This is a genomic window from Amycolatopsis sp. lyj-90, from assembly GCF_046549035.1.
GTDB lineage: Bacteria > Actinomycetota > Actinomycetes > Mycobacteriales > Pseudonocardiaceae > Amycolatopsis.
This window is the reverse complement of record NZ_JAJPWP010000012.1, coordinates 267,553-289,576: the sequence shown is the minus strand read 5'-3', so window position 1 is coordinate 289,576 and position 22,024 is coordinate 267,553. Positions and strand designations below refer to the sequence as shown.

Annotated in this window: 23 protein-coding genes and 1 tRNA gene; 12 read left to right on the top strand and 12 right to left on the bottom strand. The window is 65.3% G+C overall.

The features are described 5' to 3' along the window. Positions 1–20 precede the first annotated feature (20 nt). From ACLJPX_RS37405 to ACLJPX_RS37380, 6 genes are all read right to left on the bottom strand, one after another. Positions 21–1,553, bottom strand: a complete 1,533-nt coding sequence (locus ACLJPX_RS37405; protein WP_410605024.1) for a PstS family phosphate ABC transporter substrate-binding protein — start codon at positions 1,551–1,553, stop codon at positions 21–23. A gap of 76 nt (positions 1,554–1,629) precedes the next feature. Beyond that, the gene (locus tag ACLJPX_RS37400; protein WP_410605023.1) at positions 1,630–3,117 is read right to left on the bottom strand and encodes a flavin-containing monooxygenase; all 1,488 of its coding nucleotides are present in this window, start codon (positions 3,115–3,117) and stop codon (positions 1,630–1,632) included. Next, positions 3,114–3,599: an FAD-dependent oxidoreductase gene (locus tag ACLJPX_RS37395; RefSeq protein WP_410605022.1), complete on the bottom strand. Its 486-nt coding sequence runs from the start codon at positions 3,597–3,599 to the stop codon at positions 3,114–3,116. Before ACLJPX_RS37395 ends, ACLJPX_RS37400 begins: the two co-directional genes overlap by 4 nt. Next, complete coding sequence (locus ACLJPX_RS37390) at positions 3,596–4,525, bottom strand: ferritin-like domain-containing protein (RefSeq protein WP_410605021.1); 930 nt, start codon at positions 4,523–4,525, stop codon at positions 3,596–3,598. The genes ACLJPX_RS37395 and ACLJPX_RS37390 overlap by 4 nt, the downstream gene beginning before the upstream one ends. Beyond that, positions 4,525–5,349: an SDR family NAD(P)-dependent oxidoreductase gene (locus tag ACLJPX_RS37385; RefSeq protein WP_410605020.1), complete on the bottom strand. Its 825-nt coding sequence runs from the start codon at positions 5,347–5,349 to the stop codon at positions 4,525–4,527. Before ACLJPX_RS37385 ends, ACLJPX_RS37390 begins: the two co-directional genes overlap by 1 nt. Continuing rightward, the gene (locus tag ACLJPX_RS37380) at positions 5,349–6,275 is read right to left on the bottom strand and encodes an alpha/beta hydrolase (RefSeq protein ID WP_410605019.1); all 927 of its coding nucleotides are present in this window, start codon (positions 6,273–6,275) and stop codon (positions 5,349–5,351) included. Before ACLJPX_RS37380 ends, ACLJPX_RS37385 begins: the two co-directional genes overlap by 1 nt. Positions 6,276–6,319: 44 nt before the next feature. Between ACLJPX_RS37380 and ACLJPX_RS37375 the strand changes: the two genes are divergently transcribed. From ACLJPX_RS37375 to ACLJPX_RS37355, 5 genes are all read left to right on the top strand, one after another. After that, complete coding sequence (locus tag ACLJPX_RS37375) at positions 6,320–6,973, top strand: TetR/AcrR family transcriptional regulator (RefSeq protein ID WP_410605018.1); 654 nt, start codon at positions 6,320–6,322, stop codon at positions 6,971–6,973. 67 nt (positions 6,974–7,040) lie between these two features. Then, positions 7,041–7,547 (top strand): hypothetical protein, encoded by a 507-nt coding sequence (locus ACLJPX_RS37370; RefSeq protein ID WP_410605017.1) that lies wholly within the window; start codon positions 7,041–7,043, stop codon positions 7,545–7,547. Positions 7,548–8,067: 520 nt separating this feature from the next. After that, on the top strand, positions 8,068–9,411 hold the full coding sequence (locus ACLJPX_RS37365) for a hypothetical protein (RefSeq protein ID WP_410605016.1): 1,344 nt from the start codon (positions 8,068–8,070) through the stop codon (positions 9,409–9,411). Next, complete coding sequence (locus ACLJPX_RS37360; RefSeq protein WP_410605015.1) at positions 9,404–9,913, top strand: nucleoside-diphosphate kinase; 510 nt, start codon at positions 9,404–9,406, stop codon at positions 9,911–9,913. The genes ACLJPX_RS37365 and ACLJPX_RS37360 overlap by 8 nt, the downstream gene beginning before the upstream one ends. A gap of 11 nt (positions 9,914–9,924) precedes the next feature. Then, a complete protein-coding gene (locus ACLJPX_RS37355; protein WP_410605014.1) occupies positions 9,925–10,236 on the top strand; it encodes a hypothetical protein in 312 nt (103 codons plus the stop codon). 59 nt (positions 10,237–10,295) lie between these two features. On the opposite strand, the gene ACLJPX_RS37350 is transcribed toward ACLJPX_RS37355, so the two are convergent. From ACLJPX_RS37350 to ACLJPX_RS37340, 3 genes are all read right to left on the bottom strand, one after another. Next, positions 10,296–10,700 carry an NUDIX hydrolase gene (locus tag ACLJPX_RS37350; RefSeq protein WP_410605013.1) on the bottom strand — a complete coding sequence of 135 codons (405 nt, stop codon included), beginning with the start codon at positions 10,698–10,700 and terminating at the stop codon, positions 10,296–10,298. Continuing rightward, entirely contained in the window at positions 10,693–11,289 is a 597-nt protein-coding gene (locus tag ACLJPX_RS37345; RefSeq protein WP_410605012.1) for an NUDIX hydrolase, read from the bottom strand. Before ACLJPX_RS37345 ends, ACLJPX_RS37350 begins: the two co-directional genes overlap by 8 nt. Positions 11,290–11,483: 194 nt before the next feature. Beyond that, the gene (locus ACLJPX_RS37340; RefSeq protein ID WP_410605011.1) at positions 11,484–11,912 is read right to left on the bottom strand and encodes a helix-turn-helix domain-containing protein; all 429 of its coding nucleotides are present in this window, start codon (positions 11,910–11,912) and stop codon (positions 11,484–11,486) included. 165 nt (positions 11,913–12,077) lie between these two features. Between ACLJPX_RS37340 and ACLJPX_RS37335 the strand changes: the two genes are divergently transcribed. The 5 genes from ACLJPX_RS37335 to ACLJPX_RS37315 are packed head-to-tail and all read left to right on the top strand — an operon-like array spanning position 12,078 to position 16,054. Beyond that, positions 12,078–12,350 carry a helix-turn-helix domain-containing protein gene (locus ACLJPX_RS37335; RefSeq protein ID WP_410605010.1) on the top strand — a complete coding sequence of 91 codons (273 nt, stop codon included), beginning with the start codon at positions 12,078–12,080 and terminating at the stop codon, positions 12,348–12,350. After that, positions 12,350–12,694: a WhiB family transcriptional regulator gene (locus ACLJPX_RS37330; protein WP_410605009.1), complete on the top strand. Its 345-nt coding sequence runs from the start codon at positions 12,350–12,352 to the stop codon at positions 12,692–12,694. Before ACLJPX_RS37335 ends, ACLJPX_RS37330 begins: the two co-directional genes overlap by 1 nt. After that, entirely contained in the window at positions 12,691–13,023 is a 333-nt protein-coding gene (locus tag ACLJPX_RS37325; RefSeq protein ID WP_410605008.1) for a hypothetical protein, read from the top strand. Before ACLJPX_RS37330 ends, ACLJPX_RS37325 begins: the two co-directional genes overlap by 4 nt. Next, complete coding sequence (locus ACLJPX_RS37320) at positions 13,020–13,895, top strand: hypothetical protein (RefSeq protein ID WP_410605007.1); 876 nt, start codon at positions 13,020–13,022, stop codon at positions 13,893–13,895. Before ACLJPX_RS37325 ends, ACLJPX_RS37320 begins: the two co-directional genes overlap by 4 nt. Continuing rightward, entirely contained in the window at positions 13,892–16,054 is a 2,163-nt protein-coding gene (locus ACLJPX_RS37315) for a cell division protein FtsK (RefSeq protein WP_410605006.1), read from the top strand. Before ACLJPX_RS37320 ends, ACLJPX_RS37315 begins: the two co-directional genes overlap by 4 nt. A 178-nt stretch (positions 16,055–16,232) precedes the next feature. Here the strand turns inward: ACLJPX_RS37315 and ACLJPX_RS37310 are convergent, their stop codons facing one another. Continuing rightward, entirely contained in the window at positions 16,233–16,529 is a 297-nt protein-coding gene (locus ACLJPX_RS37310) for a helix-turn-helix domain-containing protein (protein ID WP_410605005.1), read from the bottom strand. A gap of 481 nt (positions 16,530–17,010) precedes the next feature. Between ACLJPX_RS37310 and ACLJPX_RS37305 the strand changes: the two genes are divergently transcribed. Beyond that, positions 17,011–17,709, top strand: a complete 699-nt coding sequence (locus ACLJPX_RS37305; protein ID WP_410605004.1) for an NUDIX hydrolase — start codon at positions 17,011–17,013, stop codon at positions 17,707–17,709. A 582-nt stretch (positions 17,710–18,291) separates the two neighbouring features. Here ACLJPX_RS37305 and ACLJPX_RS37300 read toward each other — a convergent pair. After that, positions 18,292–19,860 carry a tyrosine-type recombinase/integrase gene (locus tag ACLJPX_RS37300; RefSeq protein ID WP_410605003.1) on the bottom strand — a complete coding sequence of 523 codons (1,569 nt, stop codon included), beginning with the start codon at positions 19,858–19,860 and terminating at the stop codon, positions 18,292–18,294. A gap of 94 nt (positions 19,861–19,954) precedes the next feature. Then, positions 19,955–20,028: transfer RNA gene (locus ACLJPX_RS37295), tRNA-Thr, on the bottom strand. 140 nt (positions 20,029–20,168) lie between these two features. Here ACLJPX_RS37295 and ACLJPX_RS37290 point away from each other — a divergent pair. Next, positions 20,169–21,863, top strand: coding sequence for a hypothetical protein (locus tag ACLJPX_RS37290; protein WP_410605002.1), 1,695 nt, complete (start codon positions 20,169–20,171; stop codon positions 21,861–21,863). The last annotated feature ends 161 nt before the right edge of the window (positions 21,864–22,024 follow it).

Here is a 22,024-nt window from a genome sequence, read left to right as displayed (position 1 = left end):
TTGCCGCGGCAAGGGGGCCTTCACGCGCCTGGACGGCAGAGGACCGGATTCACCAGCTCGGCACACGGCCGGTGCCCGTGGGACCGGACGATGTCCTTGCCGACCTGGTTGGTCAGGTACCGCAGGAAGCTCGCGACGAGCGAGTCGGCCTTCGGCTCGCCGAACGTGTACGCGTACTCGGTCTCCCAGAACGGGTAGGCCGCGTGGATCGCGCCCTCCAGGGTCGCCTGGTGGCCGTCGATCCGGACCGGCAGCACGTCCTCGCGTTTCGTGGCCGCGCCCAGTTCGCTGTAGCCGAGCGCGCCGGGCACGCGCGAGACGGCCTCGAGGACGTCGTTCGTGGACGGCCGCGCGCAGCGCACCACCCCCGGCTGGGCCCCCGGCGCCGGTTTGAGGCAGTCGTCGGAGTTGTCGCCCGGTTCCCGTTTGCCCGCCAGGACCTGGAGCTCGAACGTCCGCCGCGTACCGGAGTCGGAATGCCGGTCGACGAGCCGGACGGGCTGGTCCTTGCCGCCGATCTCCCGCCAGTTCGCGATCTTGCCGTCGTAGACGTCGCGGATCTGCGCGAGCGAGAGGTCCTGGACGCCGGCTTCCTTGTTGGCCACGAGCGTGAACAGCGAGAAGGCGACCGGCCGCGGCAGCAGTTGCGGGAAGCCCTCGCCCTTGGCGCCGTCGGAGAAGGCCAGCACGCTGTCGTTCCCGGCCTGGTTCAGGCTGCCGAGCCCTTCCGCGCTCCCCCGGCTGTCGAAGGCGAAGGACGCTCCCGGGCACGTCTTCGCGTACGACGCCGTCGCTTCCTTCAACACCGGCGCGAACGCCGTCGACCCGGTGACCGTGAGCTTCCCGGACGCGCAGTCCAGCGGCGGCGGCTTCTCGTCGAAGACCAGCGAACGGGTGAGCTGGAAGATGCTGACCACCACCAGGAAGAGGATCAGCGCCATCACCGATCCGGTCGGCCCGGTGCGGCTCTTGGTCTCGCGGAGGCTGCCGCCCTTGATCTCGCCGATGACCTGGGGGTCGTCGAAGTCCTCGGTCGAACCGTTCGGGATCCGGTCGAGCACGGCGAGGATCTTGTAGTGCGCGCCGCGGTTCAGCGGCACCCTCGGCAGGTCGATCACGCCGACCGGCCGCTCGGGATTCTCGTCGCGCGCGCCGAAACCGGAGTCGTCGCCGAAACATTCGTGCAGATGCGGCGAGCTGAGCTCGGTCACCACCATCCCGGCCACGGTGCGGCCGGGGAACTTCACGCGGACGCCGACCCGGTCGTCCGCGTTGACCGCGTAGTCGTCGGTGTCGATGTCGGTGGTGCCGCTGTTCTCGATGCGCAGCAGCACGAACGACGGGTCGACGAGCCGCTCGCCGTTCTCGTGCTGCAACTGCGCGAGCGCGTCGGCCGTCGGCGCGAACCCGCGCTCGGACGCCGTCGGGGTGTCCATCTGCACGCGGTAGCCGAGCCGTTTGCGGCCGACGAGCACGAACTCCCACAGGAACGCGACGGCCGGGACGGCGATCCCGACCACCGCGAGCAGGACGTCCCACGGAAAGCCTTCCACGGCCAGCCTCCAGGTCGGTTCGGGGAACCGAACTTAAGGCTCAGCCAGGGCGGCGACGGCGGACTTCAGCCAGTGTTCACCGGCCGTCCGCGAAGGCGTAGTCGTCGAGGTCGAAGAACCGGCTCGTCACCATCGTTTCCAGCGTCGGCGAGGCACGGAACGGCACGTCCCCGTTCACGTCGAAGTAGTAGCTGTTGGCGAGCGAACAGCTGTCCTGGAAGAACACCTGGTGTTTGCGGCGGTCCAGCATGCTCTGGAAGTACCGGTCGTTGGCCTCGTTCGTGACCTCCACCCGGGTCGCCCCGGTCTTGCGGGCGTTGCGCAGGCACCGGACGATGTGCGCCGTCTGCGTCTCGATCAGGTTGAAGTACGAGGAACCGTTGTAGCCGTAGGGCCCGAGAATGGTGAACAGGTTCGGGAAACCGGGCACGCTGACGCCCTGGTAGGCCTGGAACCGGTTCTCCTCCCAGAACTTCTCGAGATCGGTGCCGCCCGCCCCGCGCACGGTGAACGCGGGCATGTTGCCCTTCTCGAACACCTTGAACCCGGTCGCCAGCACCAGCACGTCGACCGGATGCGCCGTGCCGTCCGCGGTGCGCACGCCGTGTTCGGTGATCGTGTCGATGCCCGTGGTCTCCAGCGTGACGTCTTCGCGGTTGAACGTCTGGAGGTACTCGTTGGAGAAGCTCGGGCGCTTGCAGCCCAAGGCATAGCGCGGAGTGAGCTTCTCCCGGGTCTCGGGATCCTTGACCGCGCGGCGCAGGTGCGCGAGCCCGATCCGCTCGCCCGCCCCGGCGGTCGGCAGGAGTTTGTGGAAGTGCGCGGCCAGCGGGAAGGTCAGTTCGACGAGTGCCTGGCTGGCCAGCCGTGACAGCCGTTTGGCTCCGGGCAGCCGTCGCATCGCGAGCCGCACCGGCCCCGGCAGGGCGGCGTCGGGCTTGGGCAGGCACCAGATCGGCGTCCGCTGGAACACCGTCAGATGCCCGGCTTCCGGCGCGATGGACGGGATCACCTGCACGGCCGAAGCCCCGGTGCCGACGACCGCGACGCGTTTCCCGCGCAGGTCGACGGTGTGGTCCCAGCGCGCGGTGTGCATCACCGTGCCGCGGAAATCGGCGAGCCCGTCGATCTCCGGCGGCTTCGGCTGGGTGAGCACGCCGGTGGCGCCGACGACGAACCGTGCCGTCATCGACCAGCCGTCGGCGGTTTCGAGGCGCCACAAATGCGTTTCGTCGTCGAAGGTCGCCGAGACGACCTTGCTGCCGAGGCGGGTGCGGCGGCGGACGTCGTACTTGTCGACGCAGTAGTCGGCGTAGGCCTTGAGTTCGCGGCCCGGCGCGTAGACCCGCGACCAGCCGGAGATCTGCTCGAACGAGAACTGGTAGCTGAACGACGGGATGTCGACGGCGACACCGGGATAGGTGTTCCAGTGCCAGGCACCGCCGACGCCGTCGCCCTCCTCCAGCATGAGGAAGTCTTCGAAACCCGCTTTGTGCAGCAGGATCGCGGCGCCGATTCCGGAGAAGCCGCCGCCGATGATCGCGATCTCGTGGTCCGGGGTCATGCGGGACGTCCTTCCAGGGCGAAAAGTGAACTGGCGCCGAGCACGACGACGTCGGCCTGGTGCTCGATGCCTTCGGCGGTACGGATTCCGTGGGGCACGAAGGCGTAGACAGGCCAGGTGATGAGCTTGCAGCCGGGCTTTCGCAGCGCTCCGTAGTAGCCGAGGCCCGGCGCCGTCCGCCGCGAGCCGAAGCGGCGGTCCGGTGTCAGGAGCCTGCGGACCCAGGGGTCTTTCACCTGCCAGCGCAGGAACACGCGGGCGACGGCGATCCCGAGGACGTTCGGCCCCGGCACCGGCATCGGCACCACCCAGTCGGGTTCCTCCTGGAACACCTTCACCGACCGCGCGGTGGCCACCACCTCGGGCACGATCTGCGCCGCTTCACGGCCGGGCGCGACGACGGCGACCCGCTGCCCGGCGAAGTCGTGCCCGAACCATTCGGTACCGCGCAGCACCTCGCCCCGGAATTCGCCCAAGGTCATGAGGCGACCGGTTCGTGCGTGATCTCCTCGGTCCACGACTGCGGTTTGCCGAGCAGCCGCGCGGGGATCAGGCGGGTCGCCTTGACCATCGGGTCGGCCAGCAGCCGGTGGTAGACGTGCGAGCGGTCGACGATCATCGCCGCCTGCGCCTTGAGCACGTGGTACGCCGGGATGCGCTTGGTGTACTCGCCACGGCCGCCGATGGTGGAGAACCGTTTCACCGCGTTGTACAGCTTCTTCTCCGGCAGGCCCATCGCGACGATGTTGTCGCGCATCTTGTTGATCAGCGGGACGAACACCACGATCAGGCCGAGGACGATCTGCGGTTTGAGCGAGCCGACCGATTCCGTGATGATCTTGGTCGTCGATCCGGCGCCGATCAGCTCCAGTACTTCGAAGTCGGCCGCGATGTGCCGGGACTCGTCGGAGTTGATATGCCGGAACACCTGGTGGCACACCGGATCGGAGACCTCTTCCAGCAGGAACTTCACCAGTGCGCCGTCCAGCGCGCATTCCAGCAGCGGGATGAGCGTGGCGAGCGCGGTCAACGGCAGCGAGTCGCCGTAGTCGTCGAGGACCTTGATGGCCAGCTTGACGTTGATGTTCGGCTCCGGCATCGAACCGTGCTCGTCGAGCATGCCCCAGCGCTTCATCAGCGCCAGTTCGGCGTTGGCGTGTTTCTGTTCCTCGGCGTGGAAGTACCGGTAGATCTCCTGGATCACCGGCGTCGGCGCCTTCTTGGCCAGCGACGCGAACCCGCGCGCGCCGACGTGCTCGATCCACACCAGGTCGGCCATGAACGGCCGCATCTTGGCGCGGAGTTCGTCGGTCATCGTGTCCGCGCCGGGCGCGTCCCAGTCGATGTCGGCCAGCGACCACTGCTTGTCCTTGATGGTCTGGAGCATCGCGGCGAAGTCGTAGGCCATCACTTCTCCTTTTCGGCGGGCAGGAACCGGCCGAGGAGACCGGCGATCCGCGTGTACGGGACGGGCACGAAACGCTTGGCGTGCCAAAGAAGCTGGGCGTCGGGCTGCGGCACCACGTAAAGGCGGCCGCGATCGTGCGCGTCGAGCGTCATCCTCGCGACCTTTTCGGCGGAGAACCCGACCACGTCGGAGACCCGCCGGGCGAGGCCGCGCGCCTCGGCGTCGATGAGTTCGCCGTCGAAGATGTTGGTGCGGACGAAGGTCGGGCACAGCACGGTGACCGCGACGCCGGTGCCGGACAGCTCGGCGGAAAGGGTCTCGGAAAGGCTGACGACCCCGGCCTTGCTGACGTTGTAGGCGGCCATCCTCGGCGCGGCGGTGAATCCCGCGGCCGACGCGACGTTGATGACGCCGCCCGCCCTCGCCGCCCGCATGGCGGGCACGAAGGTGTGGCAACCGTGGATCACTCCCCAGAGGTTCACACCGAGGGTCCGCTGCCAATCGGACAGCGGGCTCTCCCCGACGACCTTGCCGCCGGCGCCGATCCCGGCGTTGTTGACGACGAGGTCCGGCTCGCGGCCGAGCCAGGAACGGGCCTGGTTCGCGAGCTCGGCGACTTCGTCCACAGTGGACACGTCACAGGCGATGGCGACCGCTTCGCCCTTGCTCTTGAGCATCGCGGCGGTTTCTTCGGCCGCTTCGAGGTCGATGTCGGCACACACGACCCGGCTCCCGCGACGGACGAGTTCGGTGGCGATCGCCCTCCCGATGCCGCTGCCCGCCCCGGTGACGACGGCGTGCGCTCCTTGGGTCCGCTTCGTCATCACGCCGCCTTCTCGATCGCCGGGAGATTCTCGGTGAGGAACCGGCAAGCCCGCTCCATCGCGGGCCGCGCTTCCGGGATGAACCGGGTCAAGGCCTGGAAGACGTGCATCTGACCGGGGACGACGTCCAGTTCGCAGTCCGCCCCGGTGCGGCGCAGCGCCCTGGCCAGCTCGATGGCGTCCGCGGCGAGCATTTCGAGGCCACCGGCCTGGATGATCGTCGGCGGGAACCCCTTGATGTCGTCGAAGGCGAACCGCAGCCGCGCGGACGCGAGGTCTGCGTCCACCGTGTACAGACCGACCAGCCGCGCGGCCGCCGCAGCGGAGATCATCGGGTCGCGCCGCATGCGTTCCCGCTCGGAGGCCAAGGAAAAGGTCACGTCGAACAGCGGCGAGAAAAGCGCCAGCGCGGCGGGCGGTTCGCGGTTCTCCCGGATCAGCTGCGCGGCGAGGTCGACCGCGAGATGCCCGCCCGCGGAGTCACCCGCGACGAGGATCCGGCGGTACCCCTGACCGACGAGCCGGTCGTATGCCGCGCGTACGTCGTCGGCGGCGTTCGGGAAGCGATGCCGGGGCGCGAGCCGGTACTCGCAGGCGAAGACCGGCAGGCCGGTGCCGTCGGAGACCCGCGTGGTCAGCCCGCGATGCGTCCGCGCCGAACAAAGCGCGTACCCGCTGCCGTGGACGTAGAGGACGACGCCGTCGCCGTCGGTCACCCCGGGACCACGGACCCACTCGCCGCGGATGCCGGGCTCGACGCGACTTCCCTTCAACGGCGGGGAAGCCAGCCACAGACTGCTCGCGATGAAGGCGCGGGAGAACCTGATCCCGGCCGGGGTGGCGGGGATCGCGTTGGCGATCGGCCGCACGAAAGCGGACGTCAGCGCGGCGGCCAAACCGGGTCGCAGGCCATTCTGCGGTCGCATGCCCTCAGAATGAATCCGAGGGCATCTGCTGTCAAGATGGAGAGGTGACCGCGTCCCGCCGCTACAGCGGCAAAACCGCCGACGAGCGCCGAGCCGAACGACGGCTCGCCCTGCTCGGCGCCGCCTTGGACATCTGGCAGGAACAGGGCTGGGCGGCGGTCACCATGCGGGGCGTCTGCGCGCGGGCGAACCTGACCGACCGGTACTTCTACGAGAACTTCGCCAACCGCGACGCGCTGCTCGCCACCGCCTGGGAACAGGTCCGCGACGAAACCCTTCGCATGGTCCTGGACGCCGTCGCCTCCCGGATCGAGCAACCCGCGCTGGACCAGCTCCGGGCCGCTGTCGACGTCGTCGTGCACCACGTGCAGGAGGAGCCGGCGCGGGCGCAGATCCTGTTCGGCGACCACTCGGGCAGCGCCGTGCTGGAACAGCTGCGGCGGCAGACCGTGCAGGAGACCACCGGCCTGCTCATCGAGCTGGCCCGGCCGCATCTGAAGCCCGGTGTGGACGGTCTGGAGTTCCGGGTCAACGTCCTGCTGGGGATCGGCGGCTTCGTGGAGATCATGCTCGCGTGGCGCTCCGGGCTACTCGACGCGGACGCGGCCACCCTCGTCGATCACCTCACGGGAGTGGGGACTTCGCTGTCGCGGACGTTCCTCAAAAGCTCCGCCGATGGGGAAAATCCGGCGGATTGAAGCAGTTCGGCCCGGAGTGTTCACTGAGGGGCGGGAGCGCGCCAGTGAACATTCAGGGGGGAACTGAATGCAGGTCATTTCGGCACTGATCGGCGTGATCGCCGGAGGCGCGATCTCGTTCACGGTCCAACGACTGGAGTCACACCGGGTCACCCGCGTGAGCAGGACACATCGGCTGTACGAGACCTGGCAATCCGCGGAAAGCCTGGTCCACCGCGTCAAGGCGGTCCATGTCCTGCGCGACAACATGGCCGCACCGAATCCACTGGGATTCATGGCGCTGATGGATGACGGTGGCGATTCCCCCTTGGCGGCCGACGACCAGTTCGCGCTGACGAGAATTCTGCATTTCTTCGAAGAGTGCGGCGCGCTTCTCGAAGTCGGCGCCATCGATTTGAGGTTGTACAAGAAGCTCTTCGAGCGCTATGTCGTCTACTGGGTGGACGGATACCTGGAGCCGCTCCATGAGGCGTCCGCCAGGACGGAACGCGAGATCGAGACCGGCTGGTTCCCGCGGATAGCGGGCCTCCAGGCCGCGATGGACGCGCCACGGCCGGTTCCCCGGATCGGGTGAACTTGACCAAGCAGATGCTCCGTCGGCCTCGTCACTCGGCCGGTCACCCCGCCAAAAGGTCAGGGCCCCATCCGGAGTGTCCGAATGGGGCCCTGACCTGCGGAGCCGCCTAGGGGAATCGAACCCCTGACCTATTCATTACGAGTGTCTGTGATGCTGGCCACTATGGCTTCTAGCTGGCACTTTGCTTCAATCGCCACTAGCTACACGCACTCTGACAACCCCAATCAACCCCAGTTCGCAACACAGCTAGCTACATGCGCCCGCGCTCGAAGGCGGAGTATCGCCCCCAAGAAGTCACCGCGTGCCAACTACCGAGAGTGACACCCGTCAGCTCGCGTCTCACACCGATTTGCAGGCTTCCAGCTATCCGCGTACCCGCGCCAAGATCCTTTCCCAAATGCCGGTTCAGTATCGCATGCGGATCCGCGTAAAATTTACACTAGAACCACTCTTATGAGCTATTGGAAATATTCCAACCGGAAAGAACTTGCAGCCATCACAGACATGAATAGGCGACATGAGGCATCAAGACGATAAAAATCTTTCTAGTGTCGAATATCAGATCCCCATCGAGCGACTTGACGAATGGCTACGATTCCTCTATCAGATGATCGGCGCAGCTGGCTACGAGATCAATAGCGTCGACGAAGAGGTAGGCCTCTTCGAATCACGAGTACGCGGATCGGAATCTTCGACAGTTCTGCAAATTCAGAAAGGAAACAGCGATTTTGCAAAAATAAAAATAATTGAACTGGCGAACGAGAGTCACCTAGAGACCTACACGACAGCGATAGCCACCGCGACCGCCAGGCTTAGCCAGCCAGCCAAGACTCTTCCCTGGTCAGCAATTATTGGCCCAGATCCAGAAAATAGCACTTATACTAGTCCAAAAATTGCGGAACCCGCCAGACTTGCTGAAATCGACCTGCTTCCTAGCACCGACAGACTTTTAGAATGGGTTCAGGTATATCCAAAAGTTCACGATAGGGAGCTGTCGGTAACCTGGCCAGCACGCGCCTTTGGCCACGTTACCGGAACGGACCACAGGAAAGCCAGGCGCGATGCCGCCCTAAAGGTTCGGCGAATCTGTTCTCTACTATCCGTCATATCGCGAGACTGCTGGATCGTTCGACAAGGCCCCGAGGTGGGCGAGTACGCGTCAGAAATGCGTTTTCCCGTTACTGATCCAGAAATAATGAGATCCGATTCCAACCTTGGCCCCTTTGGCGAATCGCCTAGACTAGAGGTTCCAGAATGGTTATCGGAGAGCATTAATCGACTTGATGAAGACGTGAAGCTTAGCGATGCACTCACCGCCTTCCATGAAGCGCTTCTCCTGCAGAAGCGCCACCCATCAATAGCTTTAGTGGCGCTTGTTACAGCTATTGAGGCTATCGGTTCACGCACAGTCAGCTTGACGTCCTGCAAGACTTGCGAGCACTGCACGGAAGAATTCGGTTACGCACGAAGGTTTCGAAAGACGCTAGCACGAGTTCTACACAAGAAAGAAATTAGCCACATCGGCGACGCATACAATTATCGCTCGCGAACCGCCCACGACGGCACACTGTTTGGAACCGACAGGTTCCCCGGCACTGTCATGATCACTTCCATTCTTTCATCGGATAAGGAAGGAGATTTTGACCCTATTGTCAATGTCTTACGTAGAGCTTGTAGGCGTCTGTTAATCCTCGAACTAGGCGGGCCAGAGACATGGACACGCTCTGCCGATGACCTTCCAAGGGGTCTAGTGGCTGCGACAGTAACCCTCGGTCAACAGGATCCGCAACGCTCGGAACAGATCGATGCACCCGCGATAGAATCCGGCAGCCACCAACCGGAAGGGGAAAACTATGAGTGACTCATCTGAACTGGGAGTTGAGCGCACTCTCATCCTGCTCAAGCCGGACGCCGTTGCTCGTGGACTAGCGGGACGAATACTCACTCGATTCGAGGACGCTGCACTTAAAATTGTGGGGGTCAAGATGAAGCAGCTCGACCCCGAGTTCACCAGGAAGCACTACTTCGACCTGGAAGAACGCGCCGGAGCCGACATCTACAACACGACGGCCGCGTTCATGCAGACCGGCCCGGTCATCGCGCTAGCGCTCGAAGGCGTGGACGCCGTGGCCAAGGTCAGGAAGATCATCGGCCCCACCTTTCCGAACGAAGCCGCGCCAGGCACGGTCCGTGGCGACTTCGCGCACCAGACGAAGGCGTCGTCCGAGGTCAGCGGCAAGGCTGTCATGAACCTCGTCCACGCCTCCGGCAACTCCGAGGAAGCCAAGTACGAAGTCGGCCTCTGGTTCGACGGGACCGAGCAGTTCGAGTACGAGACGCTGGCTGAGAAGCTCGCCTACTGAGCGGAGCCAGCATGACCGAAGGTCACGGCTCGCTCGACGAGCTTCGCGCCGTGTTCGAGCTGGAGGTCAGCACCAACAGACGGGCCGCCGCTGAGACGGCGTACGCCCTGGCGTTCCGCTACCGGAACGAGGACGTCGACGGGACCCGACGGTTCGACGCTGCCAAGTTGTGGGCAACACGAGCGATCGAACTGCTCGACGCGCTGCCCGCAGACACGCTTGACCAGGTGGCCAGCACCCGGACGTCAGTCGGTGGCGTCGAGCTGCCCACGCTGCTGCATGCCGACGTTGTGCGCGAGAGGCTCGCCGACGTGCTGATCTAGCGAATAGACGACAACGGGCCTCGATCGCCGACCAGCGATCGAGGCCCGTTCGTTTCAGGTTACGAAGACAGCGTCGCGTCCAGGTGTTCTTGCACCGGGCCGTAGAAGGGGTACGGCACATACTCCGTGATCTGCTTGCCGTCCGACCATGCGACCTCGACAAGCTCTTCGTCGTCAACGACGCTCGCTTCGCCTTCGACGACGTCGCACGCCACGTAGATCATCGTGCGACCAGTGTTCGGGTGGACCCGCTCACCGAGGACCTTGACCTCGGCCACCGTCAGACCAGTTTCTTCCTTGGCCTCGCGGACTGCTGCCTGACTTCCGGTCTCCCCTGCCTCGACCTCGCCTGCCGGGAATTGCCACGACAGGCTTCCTTCCTTGACGCGACGCTTGACGAGCAACACCTTGCCGTCGCGCACGATGACCGCAGCGGCGATCGGCGGCCGCACCTCGTCACTCACCTGGAACCTCCAAAGCTTCCAATATCGGCGGGAAAATCTGCTGAGCCGGGATGAAACGCGTCAATTTGGTCTTGTCGATCCAAACCACGCTAACATTCTCGACCACGTCCATGTTCTGTGCCTCTCCTGTCAAGTACTCACATAGGACGTACTCACAGAAGACCTTGGTGATCGGGTGCAATCGACTGCCGAGACTGCGGGTGACCACACAGTGAACGCCTGTCTCACCAAGGGTTTCTCGCACAGCTACCGTCTCCGGTGAGACGCCCGGCTTGACCATCCCGGCCGGGAACTGCCAGGAGATCCCTGCCCCGTCCTCGCCCCTGCGACAGACGATGAGCACTTCGTCGGAGTCGTTGACAACCACGGCGATCGCGACCCGTAAGGCTTGCGCGCTATCAGCCTCGGTCGCCACCGGTGGCACGACAAGCTGCGCAAATCGCGCCTTCGCTCGGTCCGATGCTCGTTCCAACGCCGTATCGAGAGCGTCTTGCATCTCGGACCTAGGCGTGACGTCAGGCTTCGAGTGCCAGCCTGCGACGGTCCGCACGGCGACACCTAGATGGTCGGCGAATGCTTCGTTGCTCATGCGGAGTGCAGCTTGAAGTGCGCACGCCGACTGGCCGGTCCAGTTGCTTACGAACTCCACTCACCGCACCCCCAAAGGCCCCGATGTGCACTGCTACTGCACTGGTTGCGCGCTGGAACTGCACTGCTTGTGCATCGTTTGCGACGAAGGTTCGGCGTTGACTGAGAGGCATGAAAAACAGTCATCCGAACCCCTCAGCGGCGGTTAATTCCGCGGTCGTCGGAAACGTGTTTGAGCACCGACTCAACGTTCGCGTTGACCTCGTCGAGCCGATCGTTAAGCGCACCCATTCCGCGGAGCCGATCCGTAATTTCGCGCAACTGGTGCTCAATGACCGCAAGCCGACCAGGAATGTCGTCATCCCCCTTCGGCGCCGGTTCGCCTGGCTCCGGCGGACGGCGACCCGCGAGCACGGCCGCAAGGTGGCCGGCGTGCAGGTCAAGGGCAAGCGAAAGCGCCTCAAGGGTGCGATCGCTGCGACGGCGTTGCGCCCGGTTGTGCTGGATTTCGCGGACAGTCGCCTTGGAGACCTGCGATCGCGCGATGAGCTCGCGCTGACTGAGACCGAGTTCAGTCATGCGCTGATTGATCGCTCTCGCGACTGCCGCCCAGTCCTCCGACACGTATCCCTCCGCGCTCCGCCTCAACGACGAGACTAGCGCGGCTTGCGTTTCCGCAGCCCGCCTTCCGTGCCCGTGCCGACACATTCGGACACTTCCGTGCTCATTCGGGATGAAATCATCCCTAAATTGAGATTTAAATAGTTCTTCTGTCAAGGGATTACCTCAATGGATACCGAACTGAACGTCGCTCCGGCGTTCTACACAGTCGGGGAAGCAGCGGAAATTCTCCGTGTGAATCCGGTGACGCTGTACCGCGCCATCCGAGACGACGCCTTCCCCGCGGTCCGCATTCGTACCCGCTACGTCGTTCCTGCCGCCGCCCTCAAAGACCTGATTGCCGAGGTCACGGCATCGGGCGGCTGCATCGATCTCGCCGACCTGATCGCCGACCGGCGAACGGCGCGCGAGGCAGGCCGGGCAACCGGGGGTGCGTCGTGATGAACCGAGACAAGTACGAGGAGACGGCCGCCCACCTGGACCGGTACGCCGACGTGCCTGATGAGGTGTTGGCCGAGGTCGTGACCCGTGACGGCCTTTGCTTCTGGGCCTTCGACCGTAGCGAGATTCCAGAACTGTCCGGAATGGACACGCCTGATCGCGAACTGGCCGCTCGGATGTGCGCCGGATGCCCGGTCATCGATGAGTGCTTGGAACTGGAACTCCGGTCGGCCGGTGAAGACACGGTCGGCGTGTGGGGCGCGCTCCCAGACACCGACCGACGCCGGGTCTACCGCGCGTGGCGAGAACGCCGGATGCGTTTGGAAGGGGGCGAGCAGGGATGACGGTCAACCTGACTCCGACACAGATCCTCGCGGGGATCGGCGTACTGCTCGCCTTGATCGTGGTGTGGCGGTTCGGTGCACGCAAGGCGCGCCGTGCCGCCGACGCAGCCCGCGCGTCGGCGCGGGTGGTGTCGCTGGCCGGGCGAGTCTTGTTCACGGGCGCCGCGTTCGTGGGCGTCCAGTGGCTGGTGATCAGCCACCCTGGGAACCCGACTCTCCTGGTGGTGGTGCTCTCGGTTCCGGACCTGATCGCAGCGCACGTGCTGACACGCGCGCTGACGGTCACGTCACTGGACACCACGAACCGCCGGGGCGGTGGTCGGCGATGAACGCGCCAACCGATCAGAACGGGCTGGAAGGGGTGGCCGCCTTCGGGCGGCCACCCGCCGCCCGGCCGACGCGAGCGGAGAGGCTCGCACGAGACGCTGCCAACGCGGCAGAAGTTCGACGATGGCAGGGCCACCCCGACGTTGTCGCGCTCCGCGTGGAGCGGGTCCGGTCGCAAGTGGACCGACTGTGCTGGGCGGGAATCGTGCTCGGCCTCGCGTTCACGATGGCCAACGTCCAATGGTTCGCGGCGGCTGGATCGGCTCCGTGGTCCCTGCCGTGGTTGGCCGCGTGGTTGCTTGATCCGACAGTGTCTCTGGTGCTGCTGGCAATCCTGCGGGCCGAGCAGGTGACCGCGCGGTACCAGGTGCACACCGGTCGTTGGGTGCGCGCGGCCAAGTGGTCCGCGCTCGGCGCGACCTACGTCATGAACACCTGGGCATCGTTCGCGGCCGGTTCACTGTCCGGGGTTGTTCTCCACTCTGTTCCGCCGCTGATCGTGTTCGCGGCTGCCGAGGCGATCACGGATCTACGCGACAAGCTCACCGAGGCGGTTGCGGTGGCGTTCATGGATGCGGCCGAACGGGCCGAACCGCCGATGCCATCCCAAGCGACGGACGGCGTTCACGAATCGCAGCCCAGCAAGCCACACCGAGCGCCTCGGCGGACGCAGTCGACCCGGCGGAAGTTGTTCGCTGACTACCTCCACGAGGCACGGCAGGCGTGGACGCCGGACGTGACGGTGACACCAGCTTGGGTCCGGAACGTGACCAGGTGCTCGCGCGGCCTGTCGCCCCGGCTTGCCTCGGCGCTGACGGCAGAACTCGAAGGCAGCCAAGACACCACAGTGCCAGGAGAGGAGGACCGGTCATGAACGCCAACGACAACACTGGAACGCTCGCCGAGCGGGCGAGGTCGCAGGACGTCGAGCACGTCGGGCCGGTACTCGACGGCGAGTTGATCGACGACACGTTGCCGCAGCCCCGGCGGAAGAAGGTACGTCGCCGGTTCGCTCAGTGGTGGCAGCACTCACCTCGGGTTCCGCGAGCACTGAAGAGCAAGGCGCAAGCGGTACAGGCAGCGAAGGACGCCGCCGCTGCTGTGCTCAAGTCGCCGTGGCGCTACCTGGGTTCGGTCATGCGCGGTGTGGTGGTCGGTGTCCGGTGGTGGCGCAACTGGGTCACCGTCCGGGACTACCGCGCGGCGGCCGAGGAGTCGGAGAAGCTCGCGGACAAGTTCACGGAGATCCGTGAACTCACGTTGTTCCGGTGGAAGGTCACGGGCGCGGTGCTGGCCGTTGTCACCTTGGCTGTCGCGGTCGTGCATCTCGTGTATGGCGCCGATCCGCTGTGGATCGCCGGGGCCGTCACGTCAGCCGCCCTGGCAATCCTCGGCCGACGGAAGGACGGCAGCCCTGGTCGGAAGCCTGCATTAGCCGGGCCGCGCACGCTCACATGGACGATGGACCCTCAAGTGCTCGTCGATGCGTTCCGAGACGCCAAGCTCATCGGCAAGGATGAAACGCTGCGACTGGTGGAGCGGGCAACCCGGATCGGTGACGGCTGGGCGATCACGGTCGACCTACCGGCGACCCGCAAGGCCGCCGACGTCGTCAAAAACCGGGATGCGCTCGCGTCGGCGCTGGCAGTCGATGAGGTTCAGCTCATCGTGGAGCGAGTTCGGGGCAACGGCGGTCATGCCGGGCGGGTGTCCATGTGGGTCGCCGACGAGGACCCCTACGGCGGACCTCCACTCCGGACGCCCCTTCTCAGCGTGACACGGTGGGATGCGTGGCGACCGGTGCCGTTCGGGCGGGATGCACGAGACCGGCGTATCGACTTGCCCTTGGTGTGGACGTCGCTTCTGGTGGGCGCCATTCCAAGGCAGGGCAAGACGTTCGCTGCCAGGCTCGCGGCCGCGGGGCTCATCCTGGACGCATGGGTGCGCCTCTACGTGGCGGACTTCAAGGCCGGTAAGGACTGGGACGCCGCCGGCCAGGTGGCGCACCGGTTCATGGCCGGCGACGAGACCAAACACGTGTTGGCGCTGAAAGACTGGCTCGTCGAACTGGTGGCCGAAGTTCAGGGACGCTACCGGCGCATGCGCGACCTGGATGACCTGACATGTCCCGAGTCGAAGGTCACGCCGGAGATGTCTCGTGACAAGGCGTTGGACATGCCGGTCACGGCGATCTTCATCGATGAGGTCCAAGTACCGCTCGAAGACCGGACGCCGCTCGTGGTGCAGGGGAAGAAGCTCACGGTTGGCGAGTACATCGGCGAGTTGCTCACGTGGCTGGCGAAGAAGGGACCGGCCGCCGGGATCGTGCTCGTGCTGGCAACGCAACGGCCTGACTCGAAGACGATCCCGTCCGGGCTGCGGGCAGTCCTCGGGTCGCGGTTCGCCCTGCGGGTGATGGACTGGCGCGACTCCAACATCGTGTTGGGCGAGCAGATGAACACACGCGGATACGACAGCAGCCGTCTGCTTCCGTCGCACAAGGGCGTCGGCATCCTTCGTCCGGATGGCGACACGGCGGCCGGGGCCGATGTACTCGCCATGACGGTCCGGACCTACTACATGCCGAACGAGGATTGGCAGACGATCTGCCAGCAAGGCCGTGCTTTGCGGGAGGCAGCCGGGACGCTGACCGGTCATGCGGCCGGGCAGGACACCCGACCGACGCTCGACCACGCGGCCGTTGCTCGCGCCCTCGGCGCGAGCGGTCCGGTTGCGTCACCAGCCGCACCGATCCAACTGCCTGAACCACTGGCGTCCGTCGCCGACTACCTCGGAGAAGATCTCGACGAGGGCGGTCGGGAGTTCGTTCCCACGGCGGAGCTTGTCGAAGCGCTCAACTTCGAGCCGACCGCATTCGGTCGCCAGATGGGGGACTTCGGGTGTCGGCCAGAGAGGTTCCGCGTCCCGGGTGAGGGCGGCCGGATGCGGCAGATACGCGGCTACGCCACGGCCGAAATCCGGGCCGCCGTCGAAGCCATTGGCGATGCCAGAGGGCTCGACGACGATCCGTAACCTGTCACAACCCGTCTCGCGAACCCGTCACGCCGTCACAGGCGGCGTGACGGGTCCGCGTGCGCTTGACCAGCGGAAACGATGGTTGTGACAAGTGAGACGGGTTCGCCGGAGCCTGTCTCGACGGCCAGAAATCGGCCTATCCGCCGATATTGGACGCCGCTGCTGGTCGCTCTGGTCAGGATTCGACCATCGGCGCGTCGTCTTCATCTGACTCGACCAGGACGACGCGCAAGGTGTACCCGAGGAACCGGGCATACATCTGGAGATGGTCCAGGACCCGAGCGCATGCGGGGTGGTTCTCCCACTTCCACACAGACGCGGGGTGCACGTCCAACTGTTTGGCGACATAGGCACAAGTCCACCCACGCGCCTTTCGGATCTTGCCGAGCTGATGCTGTGCCTTGGTTACTTCCGCCATGGCTTCCGCGTCGTCGTCCGAGTCGCGCTCGAACATGGTGCTGTGGGACTTCAAGATTTGCTGCCCTTCTCGAACTTGGTTGAAGCAGGCGCACACCGAAGGAGCCGAGTCCAGACGCCTCGTTTGCGATGCCGGTGGGGCTCAGACCGCCTGACGTCTCTGACACCAGCAAGCGCAGCAAGGAACGCGTGGCATCGTCGGCAGGGAACGCCAGGTACGGACATGACCGAGGCCACTTCGACGATGTGGCCGCAGACAGCGCGGTAGCGACCACGCCGCGCCTGCATCCCCGCTAGAAACTGCTCATCTGTAACCGCGTGGTCGTGCTCGTCGGACATGCAGCGGTACCAACTGAGAAACAACCCGGCGACCTTCCCCGGCCGTTCGTAGCTCACCCGCAAGCCTTTCATTCTGGGACTAAATCGACCCTTATGAGAGAATGAAATAAGTCTCAGGTCGCTGCGGGGGTGCAACCCATGACGCGCGCATGACTTGTGGCCGCCATGAGCAGGACAAAGCTTTCAGGAGTGGACGAATGCGAGATGCGGACGGGACAGCAGGACCCCGCACCCTGCTTGAGCAGATGCTCTGGGAGCGACGGCAGACCTACGAAGAGTTCGTTGAGTTCGCCGAGGGGTTCGCGAGGGAGCACGGCGAGCCAGGCACGCTCAGCGTTCGGCATCTTGCACGTCTGGTCGCGGGCGCACACCCGGACGGCAGGCCGCTCGGCCCCGTGCGGCCAGCCACGGCGCGACTGCTTGAACGGATCTTCGGGTTGAGCATCTCGGAGTTGCTTGCACCGCATAACCGGCCAGCACCAACCCAGATTCAACCGCTGCGCGTCGCCGTTGCGGTGGTGGTACGCGGCGATGACGTCCTGATCGTGTGTCGCCGAGGAGATGACGCAGCCGGGATCTCCTGGCAGTTCCCGGCCGGTGTAGTCAAACCAGGCAGCCAACCTGCCGTCGTCGCCGTCCACGAAACGCTCGCCGAGACGGGCGTTCACTGCATAGCGCGACACAAGATCGGAGAACGATTACACCCAACTACTGGGGTGCTTTGCGACTACATCCTGTGTGACTACGTTGCTGGCGAAGCGCAAAACCTGGACGTTGTCGAAAACGTTGCAGCTACATGGGTCAGCCACGTGAATTTAGCTCGCTTCATTCCGCTGATGCAGGTTTACGGGCCCGTATTGCAAACCCTGGACGAACGATTACAAGCGCACACTTGATGACCATGTGCGTCATTGAATCTCCGTAACCCGCGAGTCTGCGAACGAGTTCATGGGCCCAAAATGGCTGACCTGCAGTCAGCGCCACTGGCGTCCAACTGCAGGTCAGACAGCATGAAGCTAACCCAACTTGGGCCGGGGAGCCGAAACGGTCGAGATACGGTGAACGACTATCGAAGCCGCGCCCACGATGGACACAGCACCTGCAACGGACATTCCAAACCAAGTCAAGGATGCGGCCACTAGGATGACCACCACGAGAATCACTAGCCGTTGCCAGATCACACGGTGGCCCAACACGCCACAACATACTGCCAAATTGATCACCTTCCGGTTTGGCCTACAGACGGAAATTTTTCGGGGTGCAGCCCCTGTGCTCATTGATGCTGCCCCAAAGTTCCGACAAAAACATCTCGCCACGCCGAGAGGCCCAACATCCCAAGCGTGGTCCGCCTTTCTACTACAGTTGTCACGTCCCCTGGTGCACCTTTGCACCACGGTGGCTGACCTGCGGTTCTGCCTACAGACGGACGTCGCAAGTCGGATCTACCGCCCTCCTCGCGTGCAGGTGAGGAGGGCGAACTATTTCTCACGGACAGCGCGCAAGCCGATCACCTTCGCGGGCTTAGCGTCGGCGGCGGCTTCAGCGTTGGCGACGACGGCCCGCTTGCCACGGCTCACGGTCACGAGCGACGCCGCTCGGAGCTGAGCGATTGCGCGTTGAGCCGTGCCGAACGAGACGCCATAGCGTTCGGCCAGAGCTGCGACGGTCGGAAGCTGCGAACCCGGCGCAAGAATGCCGCTCACGATCGCCCCGCGGAGATCAGCAGCGATCCGCCGATACGGTGCCGCGTCGTCATCCGGGACCACGGCCGCCGGGAACTCACCGTCAGCGCTCAGCGCCACCGGTAACTCCGGCATCCGTCCCGCGAGCGTTCCGGCCGCGCGCTGGTCCGCCTCGGCGACCCAAGCCGAGTAGACCTTGAGCGTCGTCGAGCCACCTCCACCGTGGCCGAGCCGCCCGGCGACCGTTCGCACGTCGACTCCGGCCGCGATCAACTCCGTCGCCGTGTAGTGGCGGAGCTGGTGAATGTTCATGTCCCAGCCGAGCCGCTCGCACATGCGCGCATACCGCTGGCTCACAGAGTCCGGCTTGAGCCACGTGCTCCCATCTGGCGACAGGGAGAAGATTCGGGCGCTAGCGGGCATCTCGGAGCCGATTCCGGCGCGCTCCGCACAGCGCTGGCGGTAAGCCCTAAGCAACGCGACCGTGTCAGCGTCGAGCGTGATCCGGCGTTGCTGATGGGTCTTCGTGTCCTTCTCCCACGTCCGGCGACCTTCCTGGGCAATGCTCGAACGGATCGTCAGAACGCCCTTGCCGACGTCGAGCCGATCCCATTTCAGCGCGCACAGCTCACCGCGCCGGATACCGGTCATCAGCGCGAGCCAGACGAGCATTCCCCAATCGACGTCCTGCCATGCCGCGTTCGCGATGGCCGCCGCCTGCTCGGATGTAGGCGGTTTCGGCTCCGGGCGTGACACGGGGACCGACTCAGCCAGGTCGAACGGGTTGACGCCGAGCCACCCCCAACGAACGGCACGCTGTCCGGCGCCGGACAGGATCGCCTGAATCTTCCGGATCGAGCTGCCTGCCAGCGGCTTGCACTTGTGCGGCCCGCAGCGGTCATCACATTCATGTGCCCGCTCAGTCCGGTGCTGGACGAACTTGCGGCCCTGGCAATGGGCGCGGCAAGTCCGGAGCTGCTTGTAGAAGGAGTCGAGGATCTCGCCGTCGAGTCGGCTCAGCTTCGAGCCGCCGAGCAATGGCCGAACATGGATTCGGACGAGAGATTCATACCCCGTTCGGGTGGTTTCCTCGATCTTCACCAGTTCGAAGTACCGGTCCATCAACTGATCCACGGTCGCGCTCGTGCGTGAGCTGCGTTTCTCGTCGACCTGGTTGAGGAACTTCGTCCGCAGTTTCTCAGCCTGGCCTGCGGCTTTAGGTCCTGCGGACACCACCTCGTCGAGGTAGTACCGCTTCTTCGTGACAGGGTCGATACCCGCGTAGACCTTCACTCTGAGTGACCCGCTGGGGAGCTTGATGATCTCGCCGCGAATGCGCTTCCGGGGGCCGTTTGCGCTGGTCATGAAGCCAGTCTACGACCGGCTGGCTACACGAATGGCTACACAGAAAGCAACCAGGGACCTTCCGGAATCCGGAAAGTCCCTGGTCAAACGCTTGAGCCGCCTAGGGGAATCGAACCCCTGACCTATTCATTACGAGTGAATCGCTCTGGCCGACTGAGCTAAGGCGGCGTACATCGGACTCGCACCCGATGACGGAGACAAGTGTAGCGGAGGCTTGAACGTCACCTTCCGGGGCCACCGTCGTTAGGGTCCTATGACGCCGGTCTCAGTCCCCCAAGACCGGCCCATCCCCACTGGAGGACCTGTTCATGCGGCGACGACTGCCCCGTGTGCTGGCGCTTCCGGCCGCCGCGGCTCTGCTCTTGCTGACCGCGGCCCCGGCGACCGCCCAGACGATCCCGACCACGCCGATCCCCGAACCGGCCAACCCGGGACAGCCGCCCATGTCGTCTCCGATCGGCCCGCAGCCGCTGGGCAAGGCCGTCGGCGACGCGGGAGCGGCGCTCGGCGTGCTGCGGCTGCTGCCCAACGCCGTGCCGACGAGCGCGATCCTGCCCGGCGTCAGTGACCAGCTTCCGAAGCAGTCCGCGCTCGAAGCCGGGATGGGACTTTCCAGCGCGCAGGCCAACTCCGAGGCCTACCTGAGCTACGAGCGGTCGATCGCACAGTCGTCACCGTTCGGCCTGTCCGCCGCGGGCAACGCGCCGCAGACGCCCGGCAGCCTCGTGCAGACCGCGCTGCCGGACAACCCGAAGCCGATCAGCGGCGGCCTCAACGCGCCGAAGAACCCGCTGTTCAATCTCGGCCTGCTGAACGGCGAGGCGCACGCGCGCTGGAGCCCGACGCTCGGGCCGTGCGTCGGCACGATCGCCGACTCGAGCACGTCGATCGCGAACCTCGCACTGCTGCCGTCGATCCCGAACATCCCGGGCGCCGACCAGCTGACCGCGGCGAGCGACCAGCTCAAGGCGGGGCTCGCCGGGCTTCCGGGTCCGCTGGCGAGTCTGGGCGGGCTGCTTTCGGGCACCAGCGCCAACAGTGACGGCAAGGGCGCGGTACTGAGCCTGCCGAACACGCTGTCGTCGCGCTCGACCGTGCGGCTGGTCGACATCCCCGGCACGAAGAACAAGGCCGTCGAATCGACGTCGACCCTGCAGGCGGCCAGCATCGAACTGCTGAAGGGCACGCCGCTCGGCCTGACGATCAGGGTCGCCAGCCAGCCGACGCTGCGGGTCACCTCGACCGGCGACAAGAAGACGTCGAAGGTCGAGTACACCGCGCCGGTGCTGCAGGTCGTCCGCGGCGACAAGGTGCTGTTCACCCTCGACGCGAACAACCCGGCCAAGGACATCCCGATCGGCATTCCGCTGCCGTCGCTCAAGCAGGTCCCCGGCTTCGAGCAGCTGAAGAACGTGCCGGTCATCGGCGGCCTCGCCGAGATGCTCGACGGTGCCACCAAACAGCTTCCGGGCGGCGAGGCCGGGAACGGGCTCACCCTCGACCTCGGGGTGCTGAAGCTGTCGATCGCCGGGCTGAACCAGAAGTCGAGCGACATGACGTCGCCGTTCAAGGGCTTCCAGATGGGCGCCTCGGCGCGACTGCTGGACCTGCAGATCCTGCCGACGACGGCGCTGCAGAAGGCACTGCCGCCGGACGCCGCGAAGAAGCTGCCCTCGTCGCTGGCCCAGGTGTCGCTCGGCGAGCAGATCGCCCGGGCGTACGCGCCGACCGGCGGTGTCGAGTGCGGCACGACGACTCCGCCGCCCGCGGGCAACAACGGCGGCGCTGCGCCGAAGGGCCCGGTCAAGAACCTGGCCTACACCAACGCCGCCTACGACACGGTGCCGATGTTCTGGATGGGTACCACGATGCTGCTGATCGGCGTGGTCCTCGTGGCCGCCATGCCGGGACGGCGCCGGCTCGCGATGGTTCCGATCTCCCGCAAGGACGTGCCGGGCTTCAAGCCTTCGCCGCGTCCGCGTTCCGAGGACTCTCTGGACTGAGACGGGGCGAGGAGGGTGATGAACGGTCCTTTCGCGCCTTGCCCCCGCGTGAGAGGCCCGTTCGTACCGGTCGCCTGGGTATCCACTGTGGGTTTCGACCCTCAAGTACATGAAGGCCCCCTTCATTGCGCTAGACGCAGTGAAGGGGGCCTTCATGTACT

Coding starts and splice junctions, on each gene's coding strand:
- ACLJPX_RS37330 (WP_410605009.1), top strand. CDS start 12,350: ATGAACCGAGACAAGTACGAGGAGACGGCCGCCCACCTGGACCGGTAC.
- ACLJPX_RS37400 (WP_410605023.1), bottom strand. CDS start 3,117: ATGACCCCGGACCACGAGATCGCGATCATCGGCGGCGGCTTCTCCGGA.
- ACLJPX_RS37335 (WP_410605010.1), top strand. CDS start 12,078: ATGGATACCGAACTGAACGTCGCTCCGGCGTTCTACACAGTCGGGGAA.
- ACLJPX_RS37300 (WP_410605003.1), bottom strand. CDS start 19,860: ATGACCAGCGCAAACGGCCCCCGGAAGCGCATTCGCGGCGAGATCATC.
- ACLJPX_RS37380 (WP_410605019.1), bottom strand. CDS start 6,275: ATGCGACCGCAGAATGGCCTGCGACCCGGTTTGGCCGCCGCGCTGACG.
- ACLJPX_RS37355 (WP_410605014.1), top strand. CDS start 9,925: ATGACCGAAGGTCACGGCTCGCTCGACGAGCTTCGCGCCGTGTTCGAG.
- ACLJPX_RS37305 (WP_410605004.1), top strand. CDS start 17,011: ATGCGAGATGCGGACGGGACAGCAGGACCCCGCACCCTGCTTGAGCAG.
- ACLJPX_RS37345 (WP_410605012.1), bottom strand. CDS start 11,289: ATGAGCAACGAAGCATTCGCCGACCATCTAGGTGTCGCCGTGCGGACC.
- ACLJPX_RS37360 (WP_410605015.1), top strand. CDS start 9,404: ATGAGTGACTCATCTGAACTGGGAGTTGAGCGCACTCTCATCCTGCTC.
- ACLJPX_RS37320 (WP_410605007.1), top strand. CDS start 13,020: ATGAACGCGCCAACCGATCAGAACGGGCTGGAAGGGGTGGCCGCCTTC.
- ACLJPX_RS37395 (WP_410605022.1), bottom strand. CDS start 3,599: ATGACCTTGGGCGAATTCCGGGGCGAGGTGCTGCGCGGTACCGAATGG.
- ACLJPX_RS37315 (WP_410605006.1), top strand. CDS start 13,892: ATGAACGCCAACGACAACACTGGAACGCTCGCCGAGCGGGCGAGGTCG.
- ACLJPX_RS37390 (WP_410605021.1), bottom strand. CDS start 4,525: ATGGCCTACGACTTCGCCGCGATGCTCCAGACCATCAAGGACAAGCAG.
- ACLJPX_RS37365 (WP_410605016.1), top strand. CDS start 8,068: ATGAGGCATCAAGACGATAAAAATCTTTCTAGTGTCGAATATCAGATC.
- ACLJPX_RS37290 (WP_410605002.1), top strand. CDS start 20,169: ATGCGGCGACGACTGCCCCGTGTGCTGGCGCTTCCGGCCGCCGCGGCT.
- ACLJPX_RS37385 (WP_410605020.1), bottom strand. CDS start 5,349: ATGACGAAGCGGACCCAAGGAGCGCACGCCGTCGTCACCGGGGCGGGC.
- ACLJPX_RS37370 (WP_410605017.1), top strand. CDS start 7,041: ATGCAGGTCATTTCGGCACTGATCGGCGTGATCGCCGGAGGCGCGATC.
- ACLJPX_RS37325 (WP_410605008.1), top strand. CDS start 12,691: ATGACGGTCAACCTGACTCCGACACAGATCCTCGCGGGGATCGGCGTA.